Source organism: Mesonia maritima (assembly GCF_042433895.1).
GTDB lineage: Bacteria > Bacteroidota > Bacteroidia > Flavobacteriales > Flavobacteriaceae > Mesonia > Mesonia maritima.
The window spans coordinates 621337-635267 of record NZ_JBHLUA010000012.1; the positions used below are offsets into that span (position 1 = coordinate 621337).

Genomic DNA, 13931 nt, shown 5'->3' on the forward strand with positions numbered 1-13931 from the left:
ATGAGAAGAAAAAGCACAAGTTCCATTTTAAAAAGTTGTCGGTTTTATATCGGAATAGTGGTACTTTTATTTTTATTCTTTACGCATTCTTCAACTTTTGCTCAACAAGTAAAAGCTTCTATCGATTCCACTTCTATGAAAATAGGAGAGCAGATTTCCTATAAAATTAATGTTGAAGCCGACTCTACCGATACTGTTTTATTTCCTGAAGGGCAAACGTTTATGCCTTTAGAAATGGTTTCTTCCACAGATGTTGATACGTTAAGCGTGAAAAAACGCTTTCAATTAGTGAAAGAATATGCGTTAACGCAATTCGATTCTGGTCATTATACCATTCCACGACAGCAAATTTTAATTAATAATTCTCCCTTTTTTACCGATTCTTTAAAGCTTGAAGTGAGAACCGTTGCGGTTGATACTACTAAACAAGCGCTTTACCCAATAAAACCATCGGTAGAAGTTGAAAAACCATTTTCAATTCCCTCTTGGGTTTGGTGGCTTTTAGGAGGAATTCTAGTTTTAGCGGCATTAATTTGGTTTATTCTGAAGCAGAAAAAGAAACGAGAAGAAGCGAAAAAAGAAATTCCGCCGTATGAAAAAGCAATGTTAACCCTAAAAAAATTAGATGAAAGTAACATTTTAGAAAGTGGCGATGTAAAAACATATTATTCCAATTTAACCGATGCTGTACGACGTTATCTTGATAAAAAAATTGATGATCGCGCGTTAGAAAGCACGACAAGCGAATTAATTCTGCTTTTAAAAGATTTAAAAAATCAGCATAAAATTGAAGTAGAAGAATCGGTAATTACAAATCTTGAATCGATTTTAAAACGAGCCGATTTAGCAAAATTCGCCGGTATAAAACCTGATAGATTAACAGCGAAAGAAGATCGTAAAGCCGTTCAGCAAGATATTGACGCGTTTAAAACTGCTGTTCCAGAACCTACGGAAGAAGAATTGCTTCAAAATGAAGCTTATTTAGAAGAAAAACGTAAAAGAAAACGTAAGCGTGTAATTATCGTTTCCATAATTGGAGGTCTTGCTGCAATTGTGTTGGCTTTAGTCATTTTTGTAGGGGTGAAAGGTTATGAAATGGCAAAAGATCAATTACTCGGAACGCCAACAAAAGAATTATTAAAAGGTGATTGGATAGAAAGTGAATATGGAACGCCGCCAATTACGGTTACCACACCAGAAGTTTTAGTTAGAAATAAAGATTCGTTAGCATTTTCAGTAGGACAAGAAAATTTAACTGCTGAAGTATTTTCTTACGGACCGTTATTTGGAGATTTTCATGTGATGGTTTCAACAACGCCAATTCCACCTCAAGTACAATTCGATTTAAATAAAACGGTTGATGGAATTCAACAAGAAATGGAGAAAAACGGCGCGCGAAATATTCTTATGAAAGATGAGAAATTCACTACCGTAACCGGAGAAGAAGGCTTAAAAATATTTGGAAGCGCGGTTTACAAAAATCCAATAACCAAGCAAGATCAAGAAAAAAGTTATGTGATCATTAATTTGGTTGAAAATCAAGGTTTAGAACAAGTTACGGTAATTTATAACAAAGGCGATAAATACGCTGAAGAAATAACCGGCAGAATTATTAATTCTATTCAATTTAACAAAGAAAACTAATGTTCGATTTTAGCAACATAACATTTGAAAATCCACAATGGTTTTGGTTGTTTTTATTACTTCCGCTTTTGCTTGTCTGGTATTTTTTTAAAAGGAAAAAGCAAAGTCCGGAAGTAAGCATTTCAAGTTTAAAAGGCTTCAAAATTAAACAAGGAATTCTACCTAAATTAAAACCACTTTTATTTGTAGTTCGTTTAATCGCACTTTCATTTTTAATTGTGGCAATGGCAAGACCCCAAACCGTAGATGTTTCTACAAAAACCAATAAAACGCAAGGAATCGACATTGTTATGGCAATCGATGTTTCGGCGAGTATGTTGGCAAAAGATTTAGAACCAAATCGGTTAGAAGCGTTAAAAGAGGTCGCTTCAGAATTTATTAAAGATCGTCCAAATGATCGTTTCGGCTTGGTTTTATTCGCCGGAGAAAGTTATACCAAAACCCCAATAACAAGCGATAAATCCATTATTCTAAACGCGTTAAATGATGTTGAATTCAACAATATTATGGAAAGCGGAACCGCAATCGGTATGGGTTTAGCTACTTCTGTAAATAGATTAAAAGACAGCAAAGCAAAAAGTAAAGTAATTATTTTGCTAACAGACGGCGTAAATAATGCAGGAACTATCGATCCGCAAATTGCAATGGATTTAGCGATGGAATACGATATAAAATCTTACACGATCGGTTTAGGAACTAACGGAGTTGCGCTAAGTCCTGTAGCAATAACACCTTCTGGAAATTTTCGCTACGGAAGAATTCAAGTAGAAATTGATGAAGAATTACTTAAACAAATAGCCTCGCGTACCGGCGGAAAATATTTTCGAGCTACCGATAAAAATAAATTAGAAGCTATTTATGAAGAAATCAATAAACTTGAAAAAACCGAAATAGAAGAATTTAAATATTACAACTATCAAGAAAAATACAAACCCTTAGCAATTTTAGCCGGATTATTACTCTTGATAGAAATTACATTGCGTTACACAATTTTTAGAAGTTTTGTATAAATGCTAGTACTCGAAGAAAAAATATATTTTTGGCTATTCATCATCATTCCGCTAATCATTTTGATTTTCGTAGGAATGTTGTTATGGAAAAAAAGAGCTCAGCAAAAATTTGCAGAACCCGATTTGCTAGCAAAACTTAGTCCTAATAAATCTACTTTTAAAGCTTGGGTAAAACTCATTTTACTACTCTTAGGTTTTAGCTGTTTAATTATGGCGTTGGTAAATCCTAAAATCGGTTCAAAAATGGAAACCGTAAAACGTTCCGGAGTCGATATTGTTTTTGCGATGGACGTTTCAAAAAGTATGCTGGCTGAAGATATAGCGCCAAACCGATTAGAAAAATCGAAACAATTAGTTACCCAAATCATCAACAATTTGGCAAGCGATAGAATCGGGATAATTGCTTACGCAGGAAGCGCTTTTCCGCAGTTACCCATTACTACAGATTACGGTTCTGCCAAATTATTTTTGCAAAGTATGAATACCGATATGGTTTCCAGTCAAGGAACCGCGATAAACGAAGCTATAGAACTCGCAAAAACCTATTATAATGACGATTCGCAAACCAATCGCATATTATTTTTAATTAGTGATGGTGAAGACCACGGCGGAAATCTCGAAGATATTGCTGAAGAAGCTGCCGATAACGGAATTAGAATTTTTACGATTGGCGTAGGTTTAGAAAAAGGAGGTCCAATTCCTATAAAACGAAATGGTGTTACCCAGCAATATAAAAAAGACAATAATGGCGAAACGGTTATCACTAAACTGAATAAAGAAACCCTAAAAGAAATTGCCGAAGAAACCGATGGCGAATATATCGATGGCAGCAATACAAAACAGGTGACCGAAAAAGTGACAGAAATACTGCAAAACATCGAAAAAGCAGACTTCGAAACCAAGCAATTTGCCGATTATAAAGATCAATTTCAATGGTTTTTAGGGTTTGGCATACTTTTTATTGTATTAGAAGTGTTCTTATTAGAGCGAAAAACCTCGTGGGTAAAACGCTTAAATTTATTCAATGAAAAGAAAGAAGATGACGTTTAATATGAAGCATTTTTTTCAGAAAATAATAGTAGCGATAATTGTTTGTTCAACATTTCAGCTTAAAGCACAAGATAACGTTGAAGAAGCCAAGGTTTTTATGGCAGAAGCTGAAGAAGCATTAGCCGAAAATAATTTTCCGAAAGCAGAAGCAAAATACAGAGAAGCCATTGCGAAAGATAAAGACAATGCAGAGGCTCGTTATAATTTAGGTAATTTGTATTACAATAAAGAAAAATCTGTTTCTGCGGTGCAACGTTTGCATCAATCTTCTGTCCTTTCTGAAGACAAAACCCTAAAACATAAAGCCTATCATAATCAAGGAAACGCGTTTATGAAAGAAAAAAAATATGCTTTAGCGGTAGAAGCTTATAAAAATGCTTTACGAAACGACCCAACCGATGAGGAAACACGCTATAATTTCGCCTTAGCGAAAGAAAAATTGAAAAAAGAACAGCAGCAAAATAAAGATAATAAAGACGATAAAAACCAAGATCAGAAGAACGATAAGAAGGAGAACGAAGATAAGAATGAAAAAGATGGCGGTGAAAACGAACAAAATAAAAAAGATAATAAAGACGATCAAAGCCAGAATAAAGACGAGAAGAAAGGAGATCAGAAAAAAGATGAAGGCGATCAACAAAAGAAAGATCAGCAACAGCCAAAACAAGAAAAAGGCGATGAAAATAATGCTGAAAAAAATCAGCAACAACAACCTGCTGAAGGAAAACTTTCTAAGCAGCAAATTAAAAACCTCTTAGAGGCGATGGAAAATCAAGAGAAAAAGATTCAAGATAAAATAAACGCCAAAAAAGAAAAAGGACAAAAAAGAACGACTGAAAAAGATTGGTAAATGAAAAATAACATTCTTGTATTTTTATTAAGTTTTTTTGTCTCCGCAAGTGCCTTAAGCCAAGTTCAGTTTGAAGCCGAACTTAGCCGAACAAAACTTGGTATTAACGAGCGTCTTCGGGTAGATTTTACGATGAATGAAGATGGGGATAATTTTAATCCGCCAGATTTTAAAAATTTTACCGTCGTTGGCGGTCCAAACCAATCGATAAGTTATAGTTATTTAAACGGAAAAAAAACCTATCAGAAAAAATATAGTTATTTTCTTCAACCAACTAGTCGCGGAACTTTCACTATCGGGCAAGCCGAAATTTTAATTAAAGGCGAGATCTACAAAACTACGCCTTTACAAGTTGAAGTTACCACCGCGGTAGATAAACCAACCGATGGGAATAATTCAGAATTAATAGCTTCAGATAATATTCATTTAGTTGCTGAAGTTTCAAAATCAAATCCTTATTTAAACGAAGGAATTTTAGTTGAATATAAACTCTATGTAAGTCCGCGAATAGATGTAAGTGATTGGCGACCCATCGACAGTCCGAAATTTACAGATTTTTGGAATCAAAATATAGATATTGGTCGTTTACAAGTAAAAAACGGAACCTATAAAGGCGAAGAATATCGGTATGTAACTCTACAAAAAACCGTTTTATATCCACAAAAAACGGGTGAATTAATTATTGAACCGCTTACGCTGAATGTCTCTGTGCAAGTTCCTTCCGATAGAAGAGATATTTTTGGAAGAAGACTTTCAGAAACCGTGCAGAAAACTATCGCTGCCGATAGCCGAAAAATTCAGGTAAAACCACTTCCAACCGAAGGAAAACCAGCAACATTTACCGGCGCGGTAGGAAGTTTTCAATTTTCAGTAAATACCAATAAAACAAGTTTAGATGCTACCGAATCGTTAGAAGCAACAGTACGCGTTTCGGGTAACGGAAATTTAAAATTGTTTCAACTTCCAAAATTGGAAACGCCCGGTTCGTTAGAAGTTTATGAACCGGAACACCTAGAAAATGTAAAAACAAATGCGAACGGAATGTACGGTAGCATTACCGATACGTACACAATTGTTCCACAACTGAAAGGGAAATACCCGATTTCGCCAGTGGTTTTTTCCTATTTCGATGTAAATTCAGAAAGCTATAAAACCCTTCGTTCAGATGAATTATTAATTAATGTAGAAAACGGTCCTACACAAGTTGCTAGTGCGAGTTCATCTACAGAAAACGGCGTTGTTAAACAAAATGTACCGACCGAGAAAAAACAGTTTCGCTATTTAAAATTATCGCCAGATTTACAGGAGAAAAATGAAGTACCATTTTTTAAAAGCGTGTTGTTTTGGGTTTTATTATTAGTTCCGTTTTTAGCAATTCCATTAGCAATTCTCTTCGGAAAAAAACGTGAAGCACGCGCCAATGATGTTGAAGGTAGAAAACTGAGAAAAGCCGATAAACTTGCTAAAAAATATTTATCTGAAGCGAAGAAAAATTTAGGAGATCAACAACGTTTTTACGATTCGTTAGAACGCGCTTTACATAATTATTTAAAAGCAAAACTTTCCATTAAAACCGGAGAGATGAGCAAAGAAAAAATAAAAGATTTATTAGATAATCGCGGGGCGAGTTCAGAAAATAACTTAGCTTTTATTCAGTTGTTAGAAAGTTGTGAATTTGCACGCTATACCCCGGCATCAAAAACCAGTATGCAACAAGATTATGACAAAGCCGTTTCAGTAATTGCAGGATTAGATAAGCAAATTTAAGTATGAAAAATTTAATCTACATTTTTGTATTTTTTTTCTTCGGAATTATTTCCGCACAAAATGCCGATGCTTTATTTGAAAAAGCTACCGCACAATACAACGATGGAAATTATGACGCTGCAATTTCAAGCTACGAGCAAATTTTAAAAGAAGAGAAAGTTTCGGCTTCTTTATATTACAATTTGGCAAATGCACATTATAAGCTAAATCATATCGCGCCAAGTATTTATTATTACGAGAAAGCTTTACAGTTAAACCCGAACGATGCCGATATAAAAAATAATTTGGAGTTTGCCGAAAACATGAAAATCGACGCGATTGAGGAAGTGCCAAAAACCGGATTGGCAAAAATGGTAAATAATTTAATTTCTACGTATAATTTTAATACGTGGGCGTGGCTTTCTATAGTATTTTCAATAGGTTTTGTGGTACTTTTTCTTGTTTATTATTTTTCGGTTGCTACTTTAAAAAAGCGAATATTTTTCAGTATAAGTTTAGTGAGTTTAATTTTGTGTATTTGTAGCGTAATTTTTGCATTTCAGCAATATAAAATTCAGCAAAACAATCAAGCAGGAATAATTTTCCAAGAAGAAGTTAGCGTCCAGAATGAACCAAATGCAAGAGCAGATGAAGCTTTTCAATTACATGAAGGTACAAAAGTGAAAATTATAGAAGATTTTAGCGGATATCTAAAAATTGAATTAGCCGACGGAACACAAGGCTGGATTAAAGAAAACGCTTTGAAAAAGCTTTAGCAGATTTGTTGCTTTATTTTTATTTTCCTCCTCATTTTAATTTACTTTTACATTTTAAAGAATTTATTTTGAAAAAATTAGCAATATCTTTTCTTTTATTATTTGTTGCTTTTTTAATTATACCTACAACGGTTACATTAATTAAGCAGAACGTAGATATTTCTTATGTTTTCAATTTTTCTGAAGAAGAAGAGCACAATTCTAATAGCGACGAAAGTGATACCGCAGAAGGGGTTTGGAAATTGTTTTATGAAGGAGAAAATATTTTTGTTTTTCGTTCCATCTTAAAAAAGTCATTTATTCCTTTTTATTTTTTCAGCGATGAAATCATTTATTTTGATTTGCTGTTACCGCCTCCAGAACTAGCATAGAACTCTTACATTTTTCTAAAATCAACTTATAACTACTTAAAAAAGTAGGTGTTGATCTGTTTTCTAAATTTCAAAATAAAGTTTCTATGTTTAAATATTTGAATAAAGACTTACCCGCAAGTATTGTTGTTTTTTTTGTTGCACTTCCGTTATGTTTAGGAATTGCACTCGCTAGTGGCGCCCCACTTTTCTCTGGTTTAATCGCTGGTATTATTGGTGGTATCGTGGTAGGTTCCATTAGTAGTTCACAATTAGGGGTAAGCGGTCCGGCAGCTGGCTTAGCTGTTATTGTTCTTGGCGCAATTGCGAGCTTAGGTTTCGAGAATTTTTTAGTTGCCGTTGTAATTGGCGGAGCCTTACAAATTCTTTTAGGTGTTTTAAAAGCCGGTGTAATCGGTTATTATTTTCCATCATCCGTCATTAAAGGAATGCTGGCTGGAATTGGGATTATTATCTTTTTAAAACAAATTCCACATGCTTTTGGTTACGATAAAGATTACGAAGGCGATTTAGATTTTTCGCAAGCCGATGGAGAAAATACATTTACCGAACTTGTAAATATGCTCGACTATATTTCTCCCGGAGCCATTACCGTAACCCTAGTAGCTTTAGCGATTCTTCTGTTATGGGAGAAAGTATTATCAAAAAAACATAAGATTTTCACTATAATTCCAGGACCTTTGGTTGCCGTAATTTTTGGAGTTTTATATCAAATTTTTATGACAGATCATGAAACTTTTGCTATTGCTGCCGCTCATTTGGTTCAAGTTCCTGTACCGGAAAGTGCAACAGATTTTATTGGGCAATTTAGTTTTCCTAATTTTTCAGCGATTACCAATCCACAAGTTTGGGTAATTGGTTTTACCATTGCCATTGTGGCGAGTTTAGAAACCTTATTATGTGTAGAAGCAACAGATAAATTAGACCCGCAGAAAAGAGTAACCCCAACCAATAGAGAATTATTTGCTCAAGGAACAGGAAATATTATTTCGGGTTTTATTGGTGGTTTACCTATCACGCAAGTAATTGTAAGAAGTTCAGCAAATATTCAATCGGGAGGAAAAACAAAATTTTCAGCCATATTTCACGGCTTTTTAATATTACTTTCTGTAATTACCATTCCTGTTTTATTGAATAAAATTCCGCTTGCAGTGTTAGCTGCTATTTTATTAATGGTGGGTTATAAACTTGCAAAACCTTCGTTATTCAAGCAAATGTTTAGTTTAGGATATAGTCAGTTTATTCCTTTTATTGTTACTATTATAGGAATTGTGTTTACCGATTTATTAATTGGAATCGGGTTAGGACTTGCTGTAGGAATTGTTGTAATTTTATTGAATAGTTATAAAAACTCGCATTTTCTTCATAAAGAAGGCTACGATGTAGACGATAATAAATTTAAAATGACTTTAGCTGAAGAAGTAACTTTTCTAAATAAAGGAGCAATTTCTCGGGAACTTCATAACTTACCAGATAACGCGTTTTTAGAATTAGACGTAAGAAAAACCAAAAATTTAGATTACGACATTATTGAAATATTAGATGAGTTTTCTGTTCGTGCAAAAGATCGTAATATTACCATAAAAATTATTTCTGAACGCGGAACCGAAGAAAACCCCGATAGTTACAAGAAATTTTTTGAAAAAGAGAAGAAAATAACGGCTTAAAACTTAAAAATTATGAGTAAAGATTTTTATAAAAAGATTTTAGACAACAATAAAAATTGGGTAAAATCTAAATTAAATGACGATCCTAATTTTTTTAAACGTTTAGAAAAAGGGCAACACCCACCATTACTTTGGATTGGTTGCGCCGATAGTCGCGTTCCGGCAAATGAAATTATTGGTGCAGATCCCGGTGAAGTTTTTGTACACAGAAATATTGCCAATATGGTGGTTCATACCGATATGAATATGTTAAGCGTACTCGATTATGCAGTAAACGCATTAAAAATTGAACATATTATTGTTTGTGGACATTATGGCTGTGGCGGTATAAAAGCAGCTATGGGAAATCAATCTATCGGTTTAATAGATAACTGGATTCGTCATATAAAAGATGTCTATAAAATTCATAAAGAGGAGCTTGATAAAATTGAAGATGAAGATAAACGCTGGGATAAGTTTGTAGAATTAAATGTTATTGAACAAGTGTTCGATTTAGCTGAAACTTCTATTGTTCAAAATGCTTGGAAAAACAATCAAAATCTTACCGTTCACGGTTGGGCGTACGGTATCGGTACAGGAATTGTAAACGATTTGAATGTAAACCTGAGCAGTAATGACGAGTTAGATGAAGTTTACCAGTTAAAATTTTAATTTCATTTATATATCATAAAAAGCCGGAATTATCCGGCTTTTTTTATTCTTCAAAATTTAAATCTCGCTCGTCGAGTTCTTCTAAAATAGTTGGTAAAACTAACGGAGCTATTTTTTTTACCGGATTATATAAAATTGAATTTTCTAATTTTTCTTCAGCTATATATTTTCCGTCTTTATTAAAACCTTCCCAAAACATTAGAATTACGCTTATAATAAAAGCGACTTTTACAACGCCAAAAATTCCGCCGAGAATTCGATTTACAATTCCTAAAGCGATAACGCCAGCTAATTTGGTAAGAATTTTCCCGAGAATTAAAATGATTATTACAATCACTAAAAAAGTAATGGCAAAAGCCGCTAATTGAATGTATTCTTGTTCCCACGAAACCCATTCAGCTAAATAATTTATAGCGAAATATGAAAAATGAATCGCCCCGTAAATTCCTGCAAAAAGCGCGATGAGCGAAGCGAGTTCTACAATAAAACCTTTCATAAAACCGCGTACCAAACCAAACAGGAGTAAAATGCCTAAAACAATATCAATTACATTCATAAATCAAATATAATTAAATTAGAAAGAGAAGTTAATTATCTTTGCAGTTATGGCAAGAGATGAAAAATTGAAACTACAGTGGGAAGAAGTTCAACAAAAACTATCTAACCAATTTGCAGATGGAGAAACGCTAGAACTAGACGCGATAATTTATTTAATTGGCGTGCAAGAATTGGGACAATTGCATCGACGATTTAAAAAAGATCATAAAATCGATTTAATGCACATCGCTATTTGCAGATTACTAGAACCTTACGGTTATTATAAGTTCGATTATATTGATGCAGACGGTTGGCCGCATTATAATATTGTTGAAAAATTACCAACTTTAAAAGCCGGCGAGCAAGCAGTAATGATGAAAGAAGCAATTGTAGAATACTTTTTAGAAAAAAATTACATTACTGCTGAATGAATGTGTTAAGCATTTTATTGAACTTCCCTAATGATAGCGGACCTATTTACAAGGAAACCGTGGAAGGTAGATTTCCGGTAGAACCGTTTAATACGTTAAGCAATTTTCTGTTTCTGGCGATTATAATTTATTTTTCTTTAAAAGTTTATAAAGATTACAAAAAGCACAGTTTTTTGGCGGGTGCGCTTCCTGTTTTGTCAATCGGTTTTATAGGGGGAACAATTTATCACGCTACAAGAAGTCACGAAATTTGGTTGTTAATGGATTGGGTTCCAATAATTCTACTTTGTCTAGCCGTTTCTATCTATTTCACTTTAAAAGACGGTAATAATTGGCTTCAAAAAATATGGCTTTTACTCTTAGTTTTAGTACTTGTTTTCGGCGTTCGATTCATTAATTGGCCGGCTAAATTGAAAATATCTATCGGTTATATAGCTACCGCGTTAGGCTTGTTACTTCCGTTGGTTATTTACCTGATAAAAACCAACTTTAAAAACGGAAGTCAAATTCTTTACGCTGTTAGTGCTTTCAGTCTCGCCATACTTTTTAGAATTCTCGATAAAAGATTAGATTTATTAGAGATGGGAACGCATTGGCTTTGGCATAGCTTCGGAGCAATCGCGGTTTTCTTTCTAATGAATTATATTTTTTTAATTAAAAAGAGTATCAGATAAAATTATAATTTTCTTTATTATCATTTAAAAATACGATTAAAGTTATTTAGAATTAATCTTGTTAAACTTTGACCTCTAATTATATTTGCATTTAATTTAAAATAAGTCTTAATAAGGTTAATTTATTAAATGCACTATAAATCACTTTTCATTTTATCATTGTCATTATTTGTTTTTTCATTTGTTTCTGGACAATCTTCAATAGTGTCAGGAAAAGTTGTAGATGAAAATCAAGTTCCTATACTAGGAGCGAGTGTTGGTCTTAAAGAAATAGCTAGAGGAACTGTAACTAATGATGAAGGAAAATTTAGTCTTAAAGGAAACTTTAAAGGCACTTATACATTAGAGATATCATACGTAGGTTTTGAAACCTATTCTGAAAAAATAAACTTACAACCCAACAATAAGATAACTAAAGAAGTTGAACTGAAAACCGGCTATGATCTTGATGAAGTTACCATTTCTGCAAAAAGCAAAATACAGAAAATTGAAGCATTAGCCTATAATGTTGATGTAATAGATGCAAAAAAATTACACAAAACCACTTTGGATGTAGGTCACGCATTAGATCGGGTTTCAGGAATTAGGATTCGGGAAAATGGGGGGGTTGGTTCTGATATGAATCTTTCTATGAATGGATTTAGAGGAAATCAAGTCAAACTTTTTATAGATGGAATTCCAATGGAGCATTTTGGAAGTTCCTTTCAAATCAACAATATTCCTGTTGGATTGGCAGATAGAATAGAGGTTTATAAAGGAGTAGTCCCTATTAATTTGGGGGCTGATGCTTTAGGTGGAGCTATAAATATTGTAACTAATACTTATGAGAAAGATAATTTAGATCTTTCTTATTCTTACGGATCTTTTAATACTCATCGAACTAATATCTTGGCTACCCATGTGGCCGCTTCAGGTTTTATTATTCATATAAACGCTTTTCAGAATTTTTCCGATAATGATTATAAAGTTTTAGCAGAAGTTAATCAAAATGGAGAAGGTTTTGAAAAGAAAAAAGTTAAAAGGTTTAATGATAAATATCACAACGAAACATTTATAGGGAAATTAGGTATAATTAATAAAAGTTTTGCAGATGAATTGCTTTTTGGGATTACACTTGGTCAAAATTATAAAGAAATACAAACTGGAGCCAGACAAATAGCAGTATATGGCGGTAGGCATAGTCAGGGAAGTACTATTATGCCTTCGATAAGTTATAAAAAACAAAATTTTATAACACCGGGGCTAGATGTGAAAGGAAATGCCAATTATAATTTAGGAAAAGAAAAATACATTGATACCCTTTCACGACGTTACAATTGGTTAGGTGAATATATCCTTACCAGTAGAGGGGGAGAGCTAAATTATCAGCATCTTCAATTAAAGGATAATAATGGGATTGCAACTTTTTCTGCAGATTATGAAATTAATAAAAATCATAAGGTAGCTATCAATAACGTGTATACCACCTTTAACCGAAAGCAGGAAAATCTTTTAAATGAAGAAAACGATATTAATTTTGATCAACCTCAAAAGACTAATAAAAATATATCAGGTCTTTCTTACACTTATGAAGGTGGTGATTGGAATATGTTAGGTTTCCTTAAAAATTATAATCAAGTAATTGATTATTCTGAGCGTCGGGTAAAAAGTAATAGTGAAAGTACATATTACGAAAAAATGGATCGAACTGGGAATTATTTTGGTTATGGGGCGGCGATAACTTACTTCTTTAATGATAATACACAAATTAAAGCCTCTTATGAGAAGAGTTATAGATTGCCCTCAGCTATAGAATTATTTGGTGATGCGAATATCATTCAAGGAAATATAGATTTAAAACCAGAAAAAAGCCATAATTATAATTTAGGAGGTTCGTATTGGGTGAAAGTTTTCAAAGATCATTTACTTAATTTAGAAGCCAATATTTTTGCGAGAGATGCTAAAGATTTTATAAGAAAACGTCTGGCCATTAATCAATCTGAAAATGTAAATGAGAATGTTCAAGCTATGAATAACTATGGCTTAGAGGTTCAGTTACGTTATAGTTATAAAAATAAACTTAATCTAACAGCCAACATCACTCATCAAGAATTAAGAAATAATAATCCCGAAAGTATTTTCTATAGGTCAAGAATCCCTAATATGCCTTTTACCTATGGAAATGCCAATGCAACCTATAACATTCATAATGCTTTTGGTGAAAACCAAATATTAAGTCTAGGGTACGATTTTCTTTATGTGCATGCATTTTACCTTTACTGGCCTGAAGCTGGAGATCAAAGTCAAGGAAAGTACGGAGTGCCAGAACAAATTGCTCATGGTTTCAATGCAAGTTTGACCATGGACCATTTACAGTTTACCCTAGAATGTCGAAATATTTTTGACGCGCTTCTTTACGATAATTTTAGTTTGCAAAAACCGGGAAGAAGTTTTTCTGCGAAAATTAGATATACACTATAACCCTTAAATTAATAAATATTATTATGAGAAAATTCAATTTGTATGCTTTTGCAATGTTAGTTAT

At 33.2% G+C, this 13931-nt stretch carries 13 protein-coding genes; 12 read left to right on the forward strand and 1 reads right to left on the reverse strand.

Annotation, left to right across the window (positions count from 1 at the left end; genetic code table 11):
- The 9 genes from ACFFGL_RS09720 (at position 1) to can (ending at position 9765) form a co-directional block, all read left to right on the forward strand.
- Positions 1 to 1644 (forward strand): DUF4381 domain-containing protein, encoded by a 1644-nt coding sequence (locus tag ACFFGL_RS09720; protein WP_309726540.1) that lies wholly within the window; start codon positions 1 to 3, stop codon positions 1642 to 1644.
- Positions 1644 to 2654 carry a vWA domain-containing protein gene (locus ACFFGL_RS09725; protein ID WP_309726539.1) on the forward strand — a complete coding sequence of 337 codons (1011 nt, stop codon included), beginning with the start codon at positions 1644 to 1646 and terminating at the stop codon, positions 2652 to 2654. Before ACFFGL_RS09720 ends, ACFFGL_RS09725 begins: the two co-directional genes overlap by 1 nt.
- Positions 2655 to 3704, forward strand: coding sequence for a VWA domain-containing protein (locus ACFFGL_RS09730; RefSeq protein WP_309726537.1), 1050 nt, complete (start codon positions 2655 to 2657; stop codon positions 3702 to 3704).
- Positions 3679 to 4554 carry a tetratricopeptide repeat protein gene (locus ACFFGL_RS09735; protein WP_309726535.1) on the forward strand — a complete coding sequence of 292 codons (876 nt, stop codon included), beginning with the start codon at positions 3679 to 3681 and terminating at the stop codon, positions 4552 to 4554. The genes ACFFGL_RS09730 and ACFFGL_RS09735 overlap by 26 nt, the downstream gene beginning before the upstream one ends.
- Positions 4555 to 6321 carry a BatD family protein gene (locus tag ACFFGL_RS09740; protein WP_309726534.1) on the forward strand — a complete coding sequence of 589 codons (1767 nt, stop codon included), beginning with the start codon at positions 4555 to 4557 and terminating at the stop codon, positions 6319 to 6321.
- 2 nt (positions 6322 to 6323) lie between these two features.
- Positions 6324 to 7076, forward strand: a complete 753-nt coding sequence (locus tag ACFFGL_RS09745) for a tetratricopeptide repeat protein (RefSeq protein WP_309726532.1) — start codon at positions 6324 to 6326, stop codon at positions 7074 to 7076.
- Positions 7077 to 7144: 68 nt separating this feature from the next.
- Positions 7145 to 7447, forward strand: coding sequence for a hypothetical protein (locus ACFFGL_RS09750; RefSeq protein WP_309726530.1), 303 nt, complete (start codon positions 7145 to 7147; stop codon positions 7445 to 7447).
- Between the two features lie 86 nt (positions 7448 to 7533).
- Positions 7534 to 9114, forward strand: coding sequence for a SulP family inorganic anion transporter (locus tag ACFFGL_RS09755; RefSeq protein WP_309726528.1), 1581 nt, complete (start codon positions 7534 to 7536; stop codon positions 9112 to 9114).
- 12 nt (positions 9115 to 9126) lie between these two features.
- A complete protein-coding gene (can, locus tag ACFFGL_RS09760; RefSeq protein WP_309726527.1) occupies positions 9127 to 9765 on the forward strand; it encodes a carbonate dehydratase in 639 nt (212 codons plus the stop codon).
- Positions 9766 to 9808: 43 nt separating this feature from the next.
- Here the strand turns inward: can and ACFFGL_RS09765 are convergent, their stop codons facing one another.
- Positions 9809 to 10321 carry a CvpA family protein gene (locus ACFFGL_RS09765; RefSeq protein ID WP_309726525.1) on the reverse strand — a complete coding sequence of 171 codons (513 nt, stop codon included), beginning with the start codon at positions 10319 to 10321 and terminating at the stop codon, positions 9809 to 9811.
- A gap of 49 nt (positions 10322 to 10370) precedes the next feature.
- On the opposite strand from ACFFGL_RS09765, the gene ACFFGL_RS09770 reads away from it, so the two are divergent.
- From ACFFGL_RS09770 to ACFFGL_RS09780, 3 genes are all read left to right on the forward strand, one after another.
- Entirely contained in the window at positions 10371 to 10733 is a 363-nt protein-coding gene (locus ACFFGL_RS09770; RefSeq protein WP_309726523.1) for a hypothetical protein, read from the forward strand.
- Positions 10730 to 11407: a hypothetical protein gene (locus ACFFGL_RS09775; protein WP_309726521.1), complete on the forward strand. Its 678-nt coding sequence runs from the start codon at positions 10730 to 10732 to the stop codon at positions 11405 to 11407. Before ACFFGL_RS09770 ends, ACFFGL_RS09775 begins: the two co-directional genes overlap by 4 nt.
- A gap of 129 nt (positions 11408 to 11536) precedes the next feature.
- Entirely contained in the window at positions 11537 to 13867 is a 2331-nt protein-coding gene (locus ACFFGL_RS09780) for a TonB-dependent receptor (protein WP_378928364.1), read from the forward strand.
- Positions 13868 to 13931: the final 64 nt, after the last annotated feature.